Source organism: Amycolatopsis sp. NPDC031561 (genome assembly GCF_055580625.1).
Genome location: NZ_JBVILA010000007.1, coordinates 65,957 through 82,765, shown reverse-complemented (window position 1 = coordinate 82,765; position 16,809 = coordinate 65,957). Strand labels below are relative to the sequence as shown.

Genomic DNA, 16,809 nt, shown 5'->3' with positions numbered 1-16,809 from the left:
CGCTAACCTAGTTAGTGACTTATCTAGTAAGCTTCCCGGCATGACGTCAGCAGACTCGTGGCAGGTCGACTCCCCAGGCGTGGGCAACTCCGTGATGGAGCGCCTGCAAGAGGTCGGGACGCTCACGCGGGTGATCGAGAAGCGCCTGAGCGGGGCACTGGGGATCAACTCCACCGACCTGTCGGCGATGGAGCACCTCACCAGCGAGGGGCCGCTGACCGCGAAGGAACTCGCGGATCGGCTGCGGGTCTCGACGGCGGCGAGCACCCATATCGTCGACAGACTCGAGAAGGCCGGGCACATCCTCCGCAAGCCACACGCCACCGACCGGCGCAAGGTGCTGGTCGAGCCGGTGCAGGAGTCGATGGCCAGGATCTTCGAGCTGCTTCATCCGCTGCTCAGTGGCCTGGAAGAGCTCGTCGAGGCACTGAGCCCCGGAGACCGTGACGTCGTCGAGAACTTCCTGACCGGTGTCGTGCGGCTCTACACCGGCACCGCGGATTCCCTGCCGGAAAGCTGACCTTCCCCGCCCAAGACCGGAGCGCCCGTGCGCCCCGGCGTACGAACGCGCCCAGGATTCGGAGTGAACGAACCATGTCGGTACCCGAAGAAAAGACGTCTCCACGAGCGGTCTGGTGGCTGCTGGCCACGGTGCTCGTCGTCGAATTGATGGACCTGCTCGACTCGACGATCGTCAACGTGGCCGGCCCGTCGCTGGAACGATCGCTGGGCATGAGCCCGGTCGGCCTGCAGTGGGTGATCGGCGGGTACGCCCTCACTCTCGGTGCGGGCCTCGTGCTGGGCGGGCGGCTCGGCGACCGCTACGGCCGCCGCCCGATGTTCCTGTTCGGGCTCGTGGCCTTCACCCTCGCGTCCCTGCTGTGCGCGATCGCGCCGAGTGCCGGTCTGCTGATCACCTTCCGCCTGGTCCAGGGCGTGGCGGGGGCGATGATGCTGCCGCAGGGACTCGGCATCCTCCGGGACAACCTCGCCCCTCGCGACCTCACCAAGGCGCTCGCCGTCTTCGGGCCGGTGCTGGGGCTCGGCGGCGTGCTGGGGCCGGTGCTGGGCGGCGCGCTGGTCGACTGGGATCTGTTCGGCCTCGGCTGGCGGCTGGTGTTCCTGGTCAACGTTCCGGTCGGGCTCGTCGCGCTGGTCCTGGCCCGGCGGCTCGTTCCCCGAGGTACCGGAACGCCGGGGCTGCGCGTGGACATCGCCGGAGCCGTGCTCGTCGCGGCCGCCTCGGCGCTGCTGGTCCTCCCGCTCAACGAGGGACAGGCGGCGGGATGGCCACTGTGGACCTGGCTCTCGCTGACGGCCGCGGCGCTCGGCTACGTGGTTTTCGCGTTGTGGCAGCGCCGGATCGCCCGTTTCGGCCGGGCTCCGCTGGTCACCCCCGCCCTGTTCGGCAAGCCCGCCTTCACCGTCGGGCTGGCCGCGGTCGCGCTGTTCTTCGGCGGGATGATCGGCACCCAGCTGGTGCTGACGTTCTTCCTCCAGATCGGCCAGGGCTTCACCGCGGGACAGGCCGGGCTGGGCAACCTCCCGGTCGCGCTCGGCACCGCCGTCGGCGGCGGCATCAGCGGGGGACTGCTCGCCGCCAAACTCGGCAGGACCGTCCTGCAGACGGGAGCCGTCGTCCAGCTCGCCGGTGTCGCGTGGCTGTGGATCTCCTTGTCCGGCACCGGTGAGTTCACGATCTGGCGGATCGTGCCCGGTGGCGTCGTCGCGGGGATCGGCGCGGGCATCGTGATCGCGGCGGTGTTCAACACCGTGCTCGGCGCCGTCGCCGACGACGAGGTCGGTTCCGCGTCCGGAGTGCTCACCGCCGTCCAGGCGATCGGGGGCTCGGTCGGGGTCGCGGTGTTCAGCACGGTGTTCTTCGCCGACATCACCCATCCCACCGAGGGGTTCCGCGACGCGCTGGTGGTCCAGACGGTGGTCATCGGGCTGTTCCTGCTGATCTCCCCGCTGTTCCCGCGCCGGGCCCGGCCCGAGGAAACCGAGGCCGTCGTCGTGGCGCAGGCCGGTGCGCGATGAGGAACGTCCTGATCTCCGGCGCGGGCATCGCCGGACCCGCGCTCGCGTTCTGGCTACGGCGGCACGGCATGAACCCGACCGTGGTCGAACGCGCGCCGGAGCCACGTCTCGGCGGGCAGACCGTCGATCTGCGTGGCGCGGGCCGCACCGTCGTCGAACGCATGGGTCTCGAACAGGCCGCTCGCGATCGCATCACCCACGAGAAGGGACTGCGGTTCATCGACCGTCGCGGCCGCGTCCGGGCGTCGTTCGGCACGGATTCCCTCGACGGCGACGGGTTCGTCACGGAACTGGAACTCCTGCGCGGTGAACTCGCCGACCTGCTCCACCGCAGCACCCGCGACGACGCCGAGTACATCTTCGGCGACGAGATCACCGGCCTGACCGAAACCGGCGACGGCGTGGAGGCCACCTTCCGCAGCGGTATCGAACGGCGTTTCGACCTCGTCGTCCTCGCCGACGGCCTGCGGTCGCGGACCCGCGATCTCGTTTTCGCCGACCTCGCCCGCATCCGGTCGTTCGGTCTTTACACGGCCTACTTCACCGTCCCGCGCGAGGAATCCGACGGCCGGTGGGCCCGCTGGTACAACGCCCCCGGCCGACGGGTAGTCCTCCTGCGCCCCGACAACCAGGGCACCACGCGTGCCTCACTGTCGTTCCTGCTCCCGCGTCCTGGCCTCGAACGGCTGGATCTCCCCGCACAGCACGAATTCCTGCGCCGTCACTACGCCGGCGTCGGCTGGGAGGCCCCGCGCGTACTCGACGAGCTGGGCGGCTCACCCGACTACTTCTTCGAATCGGTCGGCCAACTGCGCCTGGAACAGTGGTCACGCGGCCGGATCGCCGTCGTCGGGGACGCCGCCTATTGCGCGTCGCCGCTCAGCGGCATGGGCACCAGCCTCGCCCTCGTCGGCGCGTACGTGCTCGCCGGAGAACTCGGCCGTCACGCCGGACACGGTGACGCCTTCCGTTCCTACGAGACGATCATGCGTCCTTACGTGGCGCAGGCGCAGAAGGTCCCGTGGATCGCGCCGCGGCTGGCAGCTCCGAAGAGTCGCGCCGGTATCAGCCTGCTTCACGCTCTCGCAGGTCTCGCGGCGGGTCCGAGGGCCGGTCGTGTCGCTGCTCGCTTCACCAACCCGCCCTCGGACGCCATCGATCTTCCCGTTTACGTCAGTTGAGTTTGCGCATGTCGGCGGGCAGGCCGCCGCCGGCGTAGACGTCCTCGGCGAGCTTCGCCAGCGCGGTGAGCGCGACGTTCTGGGCGAACGGCCCGTAGGACACCCGGGAGACGCCGAGTTCTTGTGCGGTGGCCAACGAGATCGAGCCCGGGACGCCGATCAGGTTCACCTTGCGGTCGCCCAGCGCCTCGACCAGCCTGGAGACCTGAGTCTCGTCGAGCTTGCCGGGTACGAAGACGTTCGACGCGCCCGCGTCCAGGTACGCGCGGCCCCGGGCGATCGCGTCGGCCAGCACCTCTTCGGGGTCACGGTCGCCCGCCCTGAGGAAGGCGTCGGTGCGGGCGTTGAGCACGAAGTCGACACCGGCGGACTGAGCGGCGGCGACCGCGGCCTCGACGGCCTTGACGGACTCGTCCAGCGGCTTCATCTGGTCTTCGAGGTTGCAGCCGACCGCGCCGACCTCGATCGCCCGGGCGACCGTGCCGCCCGGGTCGCCGTAGCCCGCTTCCAGGTCCGCGGTGACCGGCAGATCGCCCGCGGTCCGGACGATCAGGGCGACCTCGGCGATCATCTCGTCGCGGGGGATCACCTCGCCGTCGGGGTAACCGCGGGCGGCGGCGATGCCGTGACTCGGGGTGGCGAGCGCTTGCGTGCCGGGTGTTTCGGCGACGACCTTCGCGGTGATCGCGTCCCAGACGTTGACGACGAGCAGCAGTTCGGGGGCGGCGTGCAGCTCCTGCAGCCGGGTGGCCTTCTCGGCGATGGAAACCATGCCTTCAATCTAGAGGTTGCGGAGGGGTGGGCGGGGGATGCGGCGGCAGGCGGTCGGTACAGGTGGTCGTGAGTGGCGATTCGGGTTATTGAGGAGGAGGGCAAAGGTGGAGTGTTCGGGCGGGTTGGGCGTTCGCGCGTGATCGGGTGGCGATCGCGTGTGATTGGAGCCGGATCTCGCGTGATTGGGCGACGTTCGCGGAGTTCGGCTTCTGATCACGTGAGATCCGGCTTCAATCACGCGAGTCACGCCCTCGATCACCTTGGGTGCGGACACGACGCCACCTTTGCGTTACCCCTCAATAACCCGAATCGCCACTCACGACCACCCGCCGCGTGGAGGCTCGCTCGCCGATGCGCCGGTATCGGGTGTCGCGAAAGCCACTTTCGGGACATCAGGTGTCCCGAAAGTGGCTTTCGCGACATCAGCGCTTCGTCCCGACTCGCCTGTCGTAGGTACCCAGAACGCTGTCGGGGCCGATGCGAAAGCCACGTTCGCAAACTTCAACGTTGCGAACGTGGCTTTCGCATCGGCGCCTTCCGTGCTGGCAGGTACCTGAGACGCGCCGGGTTCTCTGTGACAGGTAAGGCAAAGGTGGTGTGCCTGGGCACGTTGGTCGTGAGTGACGATTCGGGTTCTATTTGAGCCGAAGGGTAAACGTGGCGTGTCGGATGGCGTGTCCGTGAAGGCCTCCTTGAGGGACCCTGGGTCCCTCAAGGAGGCCTTCACGGACTTGGGAGCCGGGCAGTGGTGTCACAGTGGTACCAGTGTCACCAGGGATCACATCGGCGGGTAGTGAAGGAGGCCTTCACGGACAGCCGAGCGCGTACACGACAGAGCAACCCCGCGCCACCTTTGCCTTACCCTCAATAGAACCCGAATCGCCACTCACGACCACCCCGACCCGCGCCTCACCGCGCGCGGCACTCAAGAAGCCGCGGTGAGCGCCCCCAGCCCGCTGGCTTGGGTCCGCCAGTCGGCCTGGTTCGGCGTCCCGCCCGCCCAGCGCTGCCCGATCCGGTTCAGCGGGTCGCGATCGGACACCCAGAGCGAGTCGGCCTGCCGTCGCGCGAAGTCCCGGTAGGCCGTGGAGTTCGTCGCGTTCGCCAAATCGGCGAGGAAGCGCATGAAGATACCCTTGAACTGCTTTTGGTTGTCGTCACAGGAGTTCTGGCCGACGTCGCAGGATTCGGTGAGCACGCCGTTCCTGGTCAGCACCGGGCCGGTCACCGCGGCGTCGGCCAGCCGCCGGGCGGCGTCGAGCCAGCGGGTTTCGCCGGTGGCACGCCAGACCTCGACGAGACCGCCGATGCCGAGGCCCTGGTTGTACGTCCAGACCGTCTGGCCGTTGTTGCGGCAGTCGCGGGTCAGGCCGTCGTTGACCAGTCCGGCCGCGTTGATCATCCCGCTGGCCAGGTACCAGTCCGCGGCGGTCCGGGATCGTTGCAGCCAAAGCGAATCACCCGGCGTCCGGCGGTGCACGGAAGCCGCGAGCCGCAGGTACAGACCACTGGTGACGGCGTTCTTGTAGGTCCGTTCCCGGTCCCACCAGACACCGCCGCCGCAGGATCCCGTGTCCCAGTACTGGTGCACGTAGGCGGCGATCCTGGTCGCCATGGCGAGGTAACGGGGATCGCCGGTGTGGTCGTAGGCGGCCACCCACGCCAAGCCCCACCAGGCGCTGTCGTCGATGGCACGGCTCTCGAAATTCCCTTCGATGGCGTCGGAACTGCGCTCACCGGCGGGGAAAACGCCGCGGTTCCGCTCGAAGGTGCGCGCGATGACCCAGTCGTGGCGGCGATCCCCGTGGTCGATGACCGCCGTCAGCGTCGCCGCCGAATTCCACCAGCTGCTCGGCCACCAGCCCGGATACGGATCGTAGGAGTACAAGAGCGCGTCGGCCGCCGCCTGCGCGCGCGACGGCGCCGGGCGCGCCCACGCCGTACAGGATCCTTCCTGGTGCCCGGCTTCCCTGCCGCACGCGCGGACGGCGCCGCCGTAGTGACGGCCACGGGGATCGCGGGTCGCGAACAACGCCGTCCCGCCGGTACTCGCGCCCGCGGTGACCGACGTCCGGCCGAGAGACGAACCTCCCGCCCAGCCAGCCCCCGCGTCCCAGGAGCGATCCAGCCAGATCTCGTCGCCCCGCGCACCGGATTCGATGGTGCCCCAAGCCATCGCGTTCCGGTCGACGTGCAGGCGGATCGTGCGCCCGGACAACATCGTCGGAGGAACCGGCTGGGTGTCGCCGTTCGCCTGGGTCGTGCCGTCGCAGACGACATCGCAGACCTTCGGGTGAATCCATTCCGTACAGGTGACACCGGCGGCGTCGCCGCACGCGCGGATCAGGCCGCGCCGGTGCTTGCCGGGGTCGGTCACGTTGTACATCAAGGTTCTCGTGCCGGTCCACGAGCCGGGGATGCTCGCCTTGCCCAGCAATCCTTCCCAGGACGCGCCCCCGTCCCAAGACCGGTCGAGCCAGACCGAGTCGCCCGTCGTGCCGCGATCGATGCTGCCCCAGGCCATCCCGTCGGCATCGGAGACGTGCAGCCGAATCTGGCGCCCGTTGAGCAGTTTGTCCGGAACCGGGAACGTGTCTTGCTGTGCGTGAGAAGGGTCCAGCGTGTCGCAGGAGAGCACGCAGACCGTCGCCGCGGAAGTGACCGGTTCCGCCGCCGGTACGGGAATCGCTGTCAGGATCAGGGAAAGCGCGAGATGGAGCAGCGGTGACATCGTTGTCCGCCCTCGGGATCGGCCAAGCACCGGATCTGGGATGGCTTTCATGATCCGCGTTTGATCACCGGCCGGTCAACGGGAACCACCGGTCAGGTCTCAGGACAGAATTCCTGTTACGCGCCGAGGCCGGGACACGATGTCTAGGGATGTCACTTCGAGTGGAGGTCCCGTGGAGCTGACGATCAACGCCGCAGGCGACGAACAAGCGCTGAAAGAGTTCTACGACTGGCTTCGCGCCGACGCCGACGTGCTCCGATCCGCGACGATCAGCACCGCGGAGTCGCCGGACTTGGGTCACCTGGGGGCCTTCGAGGCCATCTTCATGTCCATCGGCTCCTTGACCGGGCTGGCCAACCTCGGCATCGCGTGGGGCAATTTTCTCCACTCCCGCAAGGACACACCCCCGTTCACCATCACGATCGAAGGTGAACCGACCGGCGAACAACGTGCCATGCTCCGGAACCTGGATCTCCCGCTGGCCCGTCCGGAGGACGTCGAGTGACCGTGTCGCCGTCCACTGTGGATGGCCGTCGAGGCGTGTCACCGGATCAGGGGATGGAGGCTTCTCGATCGGGTAGCCGAGCGCTGCCTACTGTCGGTTCGCCAGTGAACCGACAGTCCCGGAGGTCCGTCCCGTGCCGGAGAGGCCCGACACCGCGGTCACGCTGACCCACCAGGCGGCCAGGCTCGCCGAATCGGATCCCGCGCGGGCCCGTGAACTGCTGGGCGCCGCGCTCGCGACGGACTACGACTACGAACCCGCGTGGCGCTGGCTCGCCGACCTGGTCACCGACCACGGCGAACGGAAGTTCTGCCTCGACAGGGCGTACGCGATCAAGGTCGACCCGGCGACCGCCCGTGCCCGCAAGGCGCTGGCCGCCGTGCCGTCCACGCCGCCCGCCGAGATCGCCGACCTGATCGACCCGTCGCCGCCCGCCGCACCCGCGCCCGGCCGTCGCCGAACCGCGCGGTGGGTCGCGATGGGCGCGGCCGCGGTCGTCCTGCTCTCGGTGCTCGGGGTGTGGTCGGCGGCGGGGGACGATCGCGGCGAGCCCGTCCAGATCGCGCTGGTGGCGGGGATGACCGGACCCAACGCGGTGGCCGCGTCGCATATGGAGCGCGCGGTGCGCATGCATCTCGACACCGTGAACGCCGCGGGTGGTGTCGACGGGCATCCGGTGGAACTGCTCGTTCACGACGACGAAGACACCGTGGACAAGGCGGTCGACATCGCGCGGCGGATCGTCCGCGAGAACAAGGCGATGTTCGTCATCGGGCACGCCGGCAGCGACACCGCGCTCGCGGCGGCGCCGATCTACCAGCGGGCCAGGATCCCGGCCATCACCCCGTCCGCGGGCGCGTCGCGGATCACCGACGGCAGCGACTGGTACTTCCGCAGCATGTTCGGGAACCGGACCCAGAGCGACTTCCTCTCCGTCTACATCTCGCGTGTCCTGGGCTCGGCCACCGCGGCCGTCGTCCACGAGGAGGACGAGGACGGCCGATCCGGCAGGGAGACGTTCCTGGAGTCGTTCGGCGAGTTCGGCCGGGTGACCGCCGATCTGCCGATCGCGCGGCGGCCGGAATCGCACGCGGCGTCGGTCCAGGCCGCGGTCGCCGAGCTGAGGACCCACGATCCGGGTGAGCCGATCCTGCTCGCCGTGAAGGAAAAGAGCGGCCTCGAGCTGATCGAAGGGCTGCGTTCCGCCGGCGTCACCGCGCCCATCGTCGGGGTCTCGTCGCTGAGTTCTCGGGCCTTTCACGCTTCTCTGGTCGAAGCGGAACGGAAGCTCGGCCGTCCGGGTTCGCTCACCGGGAACCTGTTCATGGGGACGCCGATGGCCCACGACTCGCTGTCGGGCACCGCCCAGGTCTGGGCCGACGCCTACGAACGGCGATACGGGGAACGCCCGCAATGGCAGGCCGCGACGGCCAGGCAGGCCGTCAACGTCGGCCTGCACGCGATGCGGACCGGTGGTCTCGACTTCGACGAGGACCACCGCGAGCGGGACCGCGGGCGCGTGCGCGACACGATGGCGTCGTTGAAGGACAAGAAGAACTCCTTCCCGGCCCTGCTGGGACCGCTGTATTTCACGGCGAGCGGGTCGGCGCAGATGGCGGTGTCCATCGTGACCAGCGACGGGGCCCGGTTCGTCTCGGCGCCGACGCAGTTCACGATCCACGAGCCGATGACCGAGGAAGCTTTGAAGGCCGACGTGGCGGAGGGGAACGTCATCGCGGTCAAGAACCGGTATTTGAGCCGCCGTCAGGTGGTGGCCACCGGGATCAACTTCAACGAGATCCGCGAGCTGGACACCGCGGCGGGCACCTACTTCGTCGACTTCTTCGTCTGGTTGAAGTACACCGGAAGTCATGGCGCGGCCGACGTGCAGTTCGTCAACGCGGTTCGCCCCGATCTGGCGTTAGGGGCGCCTTTGCGCGACGTCACCGAGAACGGGCGAACCTATCGCCTCTACCGGGTCGCGGACCGGTTCAAGAGCAGCCTGGAGTTCCGCGACTTCCCGTTCGACCGCCAGCGGCTCACCGTCCTGCTGCAGAACCGGACCCAGACCGCCGACCAGGTGTCGTACGTGACCGACAAGGAGATCCTCGACCAGGATCCCCGGGTCTACCTGCGCAGCGGCGCCGACGCGACCGCCGACATCAACCAGGTCCCGAACTGGGTCGCCTCGTCGGTCCGGTTCTACCGGCAGACCGTCGGCAGCAGCGACGCGCTGGGCGACGGCCAGGCCACGGGAGCCGCGGCGGGCATCCACTACAGCCAGTACGCGGGCGAGATCGAACTCAAGCGGGACACCCTGCCGTTCCTGATCAAGAACCTGCTGCCGCTGGTCTTGCTGATCAGCGTCACTTTCCTGTGTCTGTTCTTCAAACCGGCCGACGACCGGGCGGCCGTGTCGATGGGCGTCACCGCGATCCTGAGCACCGCGGTCCTGCTCAACAACGTGACCTCGCAGCTTCCCTCGGTCAGCTACATCGTGGCGCTGGAATGGGGTTATTACTCGTTCATCCTGCTCGCCGGGATCTGCGTCGGGATCACCATGCTGCGCAAACGCCTCGCCACGACGAAACGCGACAACGCCGAGCAGGCCCTGAGCCGGGCCGCCCGCATCGGCTACCCCGTCTACCTCCTGGCGGTCGTGCTCTGTTTCGCGGTCGCTTACGGGTGAGGTCGTCCGCCGTCGTTCACGCGCCGCTTCCCAGCCACCGCAACGTCTCCAGCGCGACGGCCACCGCCACCGCGTTCTCCGCCAACGGTCGTGGAAGCAGCTCGTCGGCCCGCGCCAACCGTCGCACGACGGTGTTCCGGTGGGTGTAGAGCCGCTCCGCGGTCCGCGTCGTGTTGCCCAGTTCGTGGACGTAAGCCCGGACGGTCTCCCGGGTTTCGGCGTCGGCGTGCCGGAGTTCGCCGAGGGTGTCGGCGACGAATTCGCTCGCCTGCGCGGGATCGCCGGTGAGCAGGGCGAGCAGCTGGATGTCCTGGTAGTGCGCGATCTGCTGCGGTGAGGTGAGCCGGGCGAGCATCCGCTGGGTGGCGGCGGCGTCCAGATGACTGCGGCGGAAGCCGTCGATGCCGCTGCCGGGGCGTCCCAAGGCGACCCGGACGTCGGGGTGCGGCGCGAGCTCTTCGGCGAGCCGGTCCGCTCGCGGCGGGGTCCGGCCGGGCAGCCAGACCCACAGGGCGGCGGCGCTGGCGACGACGGTCAGCCGGTGCGAAGCGTCGCTGGCCCGCATGAGCGTTTCGGCGGCGGTTTCGAGCTGCTGGGACGACGGCGTGACCGAGCCGCTCCAGACGATCGCGGCCGTATGCGGGCCGGCGAGCGGGTAGCCCAGTTGCGCCTCGGCCCGCGAACGGCTGATGGGGGCACCTTCCAGCAGCAGGGTGACCGTGGCCCGCCGTTCGGCGTGGGCGCCGCGGGTCAGTTCCGTGCGTTCGGCGGCCATCCGTTCGGACACCGCGGCGACGGTGTCCTCGATGAACGTGGTGATGGACAGCGACGAGACGTTCAGCAGTTCGCGCAGCAGGACGGGGTCCGACGTGAGGTCGAAGCAGATCTCGATCCACCGGCGCCAGGCCACCCCCTGCGCCCGCCGGTAGGCGTCGAGACCGCCGGAATCGAAGCCTCGCCGCACCATGTCGCGGGCGCCGTCGAGCACTTCCTGGTTCAGGTTGGCCGAGACCCGCCTGCCGGGGTGCTGCACATTGGCGGCCGCCCAGTGCAGCAGATTCGCCAGATTCGCGCGCTTCGTCCCTTCGGTCAGGACGGGGTCCTCGGCGACCGCGCGCATGCTGTCGCCGCCGAGGGAGGCTTCGTGCAGCTCCTCGATCCATTCGGCGCGCGGATGCAGGACGATCTCCGCGCCACGGCGGAAGAGATCGCGTGCTTCAGGGGACAGAGCCGGCCATCGCGCTGCGGCACTTTGCACCATGGGTCCATGATGATGGTGCAGATAGTGCTAGCGCAATTCCCCGGCCGACCCGCATGGTGAGGGGAACCGAGACGAGGCTGGAGTACCGCATGACGACGAGCACACCCGTCGAGCACCTCGACGTGGTCATCATCGGTGCCGGGATTTCCGGGATCGGGGCCGCGCGCTACCTCAAGACCGAGCATCCGGGCAAGAAGTTCGCCATCCTGGAGGCCCGCGGCGCGTCCGGCGGCACCTGGGACCTGTTCCGCTACCCGGGCATCCGGTCGGACTCCGACCTCCACACCTTCGGCTACGAGTTCAAGCCGTGGCGGGACAAGCAGTCCATCGCCGACGCGCCCCGGATCCTGTCGTACCTGCGCGAGACGGTCACCGAAAACGGTCTCGAGCCCAGCATCCGCTACCACCACAAGCTGCTCTCGGCCGCCTGGTCGAGCGACGAGGCGCGGTGGCTGCTCGAGATCGAGCGGACCGACACCGGCGAGCGCACCCGGCTGAGCGCGGGCTGGATGTTCAACGCGGGCGGCTACTACCGCTACGACGAGGGCTTCACCCCGCACTTCGAAGGCCGGGACCGCTTCACCGGCACGATCGTGCACCCGCAGCACTGGCCGGAGGACCTCGACTACGCGGGCAAGCGCGTCCTCGTGATCGGCAGCGGCGCCACCGCGGTCACCCTGATCCCGGCGATGGCGCCGACGGCGGCGCATGTGACGATGCTGCAGCGCACCCCCACCTACGTCATGCCGGTGCCGCGCGAGGACAAGATCGCCAACGGCCTGCGCAAGATCCTCGGCGACGAGCGGGCGTACGCGCTCACCCGCCGCAAGAACATCCGCAAAGGCCTCGCGGTCTGGCAGTTCTGCCAGAAGTTCCCCAAACTCGCCCGCTCGCTCATCCGCTACGTCAACAAGAAGCAGCTTCCGAAGGGCTATCCGGTCGACGAGCACTTCAACCCGCCGTACGACCCGTGGGACCAGCGGCTGTGCGCGGTGCCCGGTGGCGACCTGTTCGCCGCCATCCGCAAGGGCAAGGCCGACGTCGTCACCGACAAGATCGCGACCTTCACCGAAAAGGGAGTCCTGCTCGAATCCGGGCGTGAGCTGGAGGCGGACGTCGTCATCACCGCCACCGGCCTGAACCTCCAGGTGTTCGGCGGAGCCACCCTCAGCGTCGACGGCAAACCGGTGATCCTGCCGGAAACCGTCGCGTACAAGGGAATGATGCTTTCGGACGTGCCGAACGCCGCGTTCGCGATCGGCTACACGAACTCCTCGTGGACGCTCAAGATCGGCCTGCTGTGCGAGCATTTCTGCCGCCTGCTGGCGCATATGGACACCCACGGCTACGACGTCTGCCGTCCCGTCCTCGCCGACCCGGACATGCCCACGAAGCCGTTCCTGGACTTCGCCGCCGGGTACGTGCAGCGTGCGCTCGGCCAGCTGCCGCGTCAGGGTGATCGCATGCCGTGGCTGACCTCGATGAGCTACCACTCGGACATCAAGCTGCTGCGCGGGGACGACATCACCGACCCCGAACTGCACTTCTCCCACGCGAAGGTCCGGGAGGCGGTGGGCTCGTGACCGACAGCTTCGCCGACCTGCCCGACGGCCCGCGGATCTGCTACCGCGAGGACGGGCCCGCCGACGGTGTCCCGCTGGTGCTGATCGCCGGGCTCGGCCTGGACCTCACGTCGTGGCCGCGGCCGATGATCGAGGGGTTCACCGGCCGCGGCTTCCGCGTCATCCGGTTCGACAACCGGGACGCGGGCCGCTCGGATCGCATCAAGGCGCCGAATCCCGGCAAGCTGCGGCAACTGCTGGCCCGGCCCCTGCCGGACGCGTACGACCTGGGGGACATGGCGGCGGACACCGTCGGCCTGCTGGACCACCTCGGCGTCGAACAAGCGCATCTGGTCGGCATGTCGATGGGCGGCATGATCGCCCAGACCGTCGCCGCCGGGAATCCCGGCCGGGTCCTGTCGCTGACGTCGATCTTCTCCACCACCGGACATCGCCGGGTCGGGCAACCGGCGCGGTCGACGTTGCTGCGCATGGCGAGGCGTCCCGCGCGGACGGTCGAGGAATCGGTGGTCGGCCACCTGGCGATGATGGGTCACCTCGGCTCGGCCGAGTTCCCGCTGGACAAGGACGTCGAAACGGCCTGGGCCACCGGCCTGTGGGAACGGGCCGGAGGCAGGCGGGCCCGCAGCGGCATCGCCCGCCAGATCGGCGCGATCCAGGCCAGCGGCGACCGGACGGCCGAACTCGGCCGCGTCACCTGTCCGACGATCGTGGTCCACGGGAGCACCGATCGCATGGTCCACCACAGCGGTGGACGGGCGACCGCGAAGGCCGTGAAGGGTGCCCGCTACGTCGAAATCCCCGGAATGGGCCATCACATCGCCCCCGGCCTCGTGGACAGGCTCGTCGAACTCACCGCCGAACTGGCCCTCGACCCGGCAGGAGAATCCCGATGAGCAGCGTTCGCGGCAAGGTCGCCGTCGTCACCGGAGCCGGTTCCGGCATCGGCCGTCAGCTCGCGCTGGAACTCGCGCGGCGCGGCGCCCGGCTCGCGGTGTCCGATGTGGACGAAACGGGGCTGGCCGAGACGGTCGCCGAGGTCAAGGCCCTCGGCGCGGAAGTGCAGGGCGCCACGCTGGATGTCAGCGACCGAGCGGCCGTCCAAGAGTACGCGATCACGGTCGCGGGGCAGTTCGGTGTGGTGCACCAGATCTACAACAACGCGGGGGTCGCCGGTGGCGGGCAGACCGTCCTCGACGCCGAGTGGGAGCTCTACGACCGCACGCTCGCGGTCAACCTCTTCGGCGTCATCAACGGCACCAAGGCCTTCCTGCCGCACCTGATCGACTCCGGCGACGGCCAGGTCGTCAACGTCTCCAGCCTCAACGGGTTCATGGCCCAGCCGACCCTCAGTGCCTACTGTGCCAGCAAGTTCGGTGTCCGCGGCTTCACCGAGGCCCTGCGCACCGAGATGATCGCGGGCAGGCATCCGGTGCGCGTGACGGTCGTCCACCCGGGCGGGGTCAAGACCGGCATCGCCTCGTCGGCGTTGAAGGAAGCTCAGGCCCGCGGCATCGAGCCCACCGCCGAGCAGGTCGAACGCGTCCGGCTGTACAACGAAAAGCTGCTGAAGATGCCGGCCGATCAGGCCGCCCGCATCATCGTCGACGGGGTCGAGGCCGGGAAACCGCGCGTGCTCGTCGGAAACGACGCGAAACTGGTCGACAGGCTCGTCCGGCTGCTCCCGCGTCTCTACCCGAAGCTGATCGTCGACTTCGAACGGCGGCGTTTCACCCGCAAGTGATCAGGCGTCGACGCTCCGGTGCCCGAACAAGCCGAGCAGCCAGGTGTAGCGGACGGCTTCGCGCGCCTGGCCGTAGGCGTCTTCGGTGCCGTTCCAGATGGCCTGCGTGATCAGCTCGATCGTGGCGGCGACGACCGTCCGCGCGGTGAACGGCGGCGGCGGCGGCAGCGCGGGATCGGTGGCACGCAGCCATTTCGCCGTCCGGTCGAAGACGTCTTCCCCGGCGCGCAAGGTGTTCTCCCGCGCTTCGAGCCCCGCGTCGCCGAGCGCATAGATCTCCAGCAGGACTGCGCGGACGGCCGTGGGCCGGCGGTGCACGTAGTCGACGAGGAAGTCGCAGCAGGCGGCGACGGCGTCCAGCGGGGTCGCGGCCTCGGCCCCCGCGGCGACGCCTTGCGCGATGAACTCGGTGGTGATCTCGCGATAAGCGGCGAGGAACGCGTCCTGCTTGTCGGCGAACTGCTGGTAGAACGAGGTCCGTGACACGCCCGCCGTGGCGGTGATGTGGCCGACGGTGGTGCCGACGTAGCCGCGCGTGCCGGTGTTCTCGAGTACCGCGTCGATCAGCCGGGCCCGCTGGGTTCCGGCGACCTCGTCACGGCTGAGGTTGTGCGGCCCCTTCGGCAGCTTGCGGTGCTCGGTCACGTGCAGCACCGTACCGGTCCAGACAACCGTGAAGGCCTCCTTCCCTACTGTCACAGTAGGGAAGGAGGCCTTCACGGCCGGACCGTCGTTCTAGCTGACCGGCACCTCCGGGGCCAGCGAGTTGCCGGGTGCGATCTTTCCGCAGGTGGACGGCGCGGGCTTGCCCGCGAACCGGTCGTTGAGCCAGCCGATGGCCTGCGGCGCCCAGGCGACCGCCGCCCCGACGTGGCTCAGCGTGTTGTACTGGTCGTACTTGATCGACTTGTTGCCGGTGTCGCAGTACTGCCGGGCGAGCGCGCGCACGTCGCCGGCGACCATCACCCCGTCACCGGTCCCGATCCCCGGCGGGTTGCCGAAAGTGCCTTCCACGACGCCGTTGTTGCCCTGCGCGATGTAGCCGGGCACGGTGGGCGTCGGCGCGGAGCCGAGGTTGATCTTGTTCACGGCCTCGACGTACGGCAGCACCTTGTTCGGGTTGGTGTACTCGGGCTTGACGAACTTCTCCCAGGTCAGCCCGGGATAGCGGCCGAGCGCGTCGGCGATCGACGCGTTTTCCATGTCCTTGAGCACCTTGAGGCCGTAAGAATTCGCGTACGGCTTGAGGTCGATCCCGAAGGATCGCGAGACCCCGATGAGAGCCATCGGAATGACGCCGGTCCAGGCGATGCTTCCGTTGACGTACTTGAGATTGTGCGACGGTTTGACGAGCACTCCGCCTTCGGTGAATCCGACCAGATTCTTGTTGACCTCGGGCGCGTAAGTCGGCGCGAGCGCGGCGGCCCAGCCGGTCGCGATGGCACCACCCGAATAGCCGATGAGACCGAACTTGGTCTTGTCGTTCATTCCCGTTTCCGGCGCCCGCGTCGCGGCGCGGACCGAATCCAGGGTGTTCGTTCCGTATTCCGGACCGGCCGCGAAGTTCGCCTTCTGGCCCTCGGTGTCGGGAATGACGACGTTGTAGCCCAGCAGCAGCGCGGGCGCGACGAACAGTGCCTCCGCGTTGGCGATCAGTCCGCCGAACGAGACGTCACCGGCGATCGCCCTCGACGGGCCGTGCTCGGGGTTGAGCGAGTCGTAGAACGATTGGTACGAAACGGCTTTGGTGTTGTCACCGGTGAGGCTGCGCACCACCGAAGTGACGTTGGCGGACGGTTTCCCCAGCGCGTCGGTGGTCCGGTAGAGCAACTGGGTGACCTTGAGCGGCGTGGAAATGCCGATCACGTGGTAATTCAGCGTCCGGGTCTTCAAGACTGTTCCGGGGCTGTACGACGACAGCGGTTCGCTGCCGCTGTAGCTGTAGAACGGATCGGTCGCGGGGGCGGCGGAGGCTGCGGGCGCGGCGGCGAAAGAGACGACGAGAGCGATCGCGACGGCCAGCAGGCGGGCGGGCTTTCGGGTCATGACTCCCCTTTGAATCATGAAGTGGATCACGTTTTCGGATGCGCTGAAGCTACCAGTGGGTAACCTGTGATGTACAGAGGCGTACATGATTTTTTCGCGCTTTTTATGCGGCGCCGCGCATGAATACTGCCTGTCTTGCAAGGGGACTCAGAGTGATCGAAGCAGCGTCGCCGCGTCCGGCGTGCGGGGGAATTACCCGACAGAAACTGGATTTCCTGGCTCGCAAGGGCGACTGTTGTGAGAGGTAGCCGTACC

Annotated in this window: 13 protein-coding genes; 8 read left to right on the top strand and 5 right to left on the bottom strand. The window is 68.6% G+C overall.

The features are described from left to right. The first annotated feature begins 40 nt into the window (after nucleotides 1-40). The 3 genes from ACZ5IK_RS17270 to ACZ5IK_RS17260 all read left to right on the top strand — a co-directional run bounded on the left by ACZ5IK_RS17270 (nucleotide 41) and on the right by ACZ5IK_RS17260 (nucleotide 3,221). The gene (locus tag ACZ5IK_RS17270) at nucleotides 41-520 is read left to right on the top strand and encodes a MarR family winged helix-turn-helix transcriptional regulator (protein ID WP_465488576.1); all 480 of its coding nucleotides are present in this window, start codon (nucleotides 41-43) and stop codon (nucleotides 518-520) included. Between the two features lie 74 nt (nucleotides 521-594). After that, a complete protein-coding gene (locus tag ACZ5IK_RS17265; protein WP_465488575.1) occupies nucleotides 595-2,040 on the top strand; it encodes an MFS transporter in 1,446 nt (481 codons plus the stop codon). Beyond that, complete coding sequence (locus tag ACZ5IK_RS17260; protein WP_465488574.1) at nucleotides 2,037-3,221, top strand: FAD-dependent monooxygenase; 1,185 nt, start codon at nucleotides 2,037-2,039, stop codon at nucleotides 3,219-3,221. Before ACZ5IK_RS17265 ends, ACZ5IK_RS17260 begins: the two co-directional genes overlap by 4 nt. On the opposite strand, the gene ACZ5IK_RS17255 is transcribed toward ACZ5IK_RS17260, so the two are convergent. Further along, on the bottom strand, nucleotides 3,214-3,993 hold the full coding sequence (locus tag ACZ5IK_RS17255) for an isocitrate lyase/PEP mutase family protein (protein ID WP_465488573.1): 780 nt from the start codon (nucleotides 3,991-3,993) through the stop codon (nucleotides 3,214-3,216). The two genes, ACZ5IK_RS17260 and ACZ5IK_RS17255, sit on opposite strands and share 8 nt — an antisense overlap. Nucleotides 3,994-4,920: 927 nt before the next feature. Then, a complete protein-coding gene (locus ACZ5IK_RS17250; RefSeq protein WP_465488572.1) occupies nucleotides 4,921-6,726 on the bottom strand; it encodes a glycoside hydrolase family 76 protein in 1,806 nt (601 codons plus the stop codon). Nucleotides 6,727-6,898: 172 nt separating this feature from the next. Here ACZ5IK_RS17250 and ACZ5IK_RS17245 point away from each other — a divergent pair, with 172 nt between their 5' ends. After that, the gene (locus ACZ5IK_RS17245) at nucleotides 6,899-7,231 is read left to right on the top strand and encodes an effector-associated constant component EACC1 (RefSeq protein WP_465488571.1); all 333 of its coding nucleotides are present in this window, start codon (nucleotides 6,899-6,901) and stop codon (nucleotides 7,229-7,231) included. A gap of 133 nt (nucleotides 7,232-7,364) precedes the next feature. After that, complete coding sequence (locus ACZ5IK_RS17240; protein WP_465488570.1) at nucleotides 7,365-9,920, top strand: ABC transporter substrate-binding protein; 2,556 nt, start codon at nucleotides 7,365-7,367, stop codon at nucleotides 9,918-9,920. A gap of 16 nt (nucleotides 9,921-9,936) precedes the next feature. Here the strand turns inward: ACZ5IK_RS17240 and ACZ5IK_RS17235 are convergent, their stop codons facing one another. After that, nucleotides 9,937-11,181: a PucR family transcriptional regulator gene (locus ACZ5IK_RS17235; RefSeq protein WP_465488569.1), complete on the bottom strand. Its 1,245-nt coding sequence runs from the start codon at nucleotides 11,179-11,181 to the stop codon at nucleotides 9,937-9,939. 89 nt (nucleotides 11,182-11,270) lie between these two features. Between ACZ5IK_RS17235 and ACZ5IK_RS17230 the strand changes: the two genes are divergently transcribed. Genes ACZ5IK_RS17230 through ACZ5IK_RS17220 form a run of 3 tightly spaced genes read left to right on the top strand, consistent with a single transcriptional unit; the run spans nucleotide 11,271 to nucleotide 14,508 of the window. After that, complete coding sequence (locus tag ACZ5IK_RS17230; protein WP_465488568.1) at nucleotides 11,271-12,764, top strand: flavin-containing monooxygenase; 1,494 nt, start codon at nucleotides 11,271-11,273, stop codon at nucleotides 12,762-12,764. Further along, a complete protein-coding gene (locus ACZ5IK_RS17225; protein ID WP_465488567.1) occupies nucleotides 12,761-13,660 on the top strand; it encodes an alpha/beta fold hydrolase in 900 nt (299 codons plus the stop codon). The genes ACZ5IK_RS17230 and ACZ5IK_RS17225 overlap by 4 nt, the downstream gene beginning before the upstream one ends. Beyond that, entirely contained in the window at nucleotides 13,657-14,508 is an 852-nt protein-coding gene (locus tag ACZ5IK_RS17220) for an SDR family NAD(P)-dependent oxidoreductase (RefSeq protein WP_465488566.1), read from the top strand. The genes ACZ5IK_RS17225 and ACZ5IK_RS17220 overlap by 4 nt, the downstream gene beginning before the upstream one ends. Here ACZ5IK_RS17220 and ACZ5IK_RS17215 read toward each other — a convergent pair whose 3' ends face one another. Beyond that, on the bottom strand, nucleotides 14,509-15,153 hold the full coding sequence (locus tag ACZ5IK_RS17215) for a TetR/AcrR family transcriptional regulator (RefSeq protein ID WP_465488565.1): 645 nt from the start codon (nucleotides 15,151-15,153) through the stop codon (nucleotides 14,509-14,511). It abuts the gene before it with no gap. Nucleotides 15,154-15,243: 90 nt separating this feature from the next. Beyond that, nucleotides 15,244-16,554 carry a lipase family protein gene (locus ACZ5IK_RS17210; protein WP_465488564.1) on the bottom strand — a complete coding sequence of 437 codons (1,311 nt, stop codon included), beginning with the start codon at nucleotides 16,552-16,554 and terminating at the stop codon, nucleotides 15,244-15,246. Nucleotides 16,555-16,809: the final 255 nt, after the last annotated feature.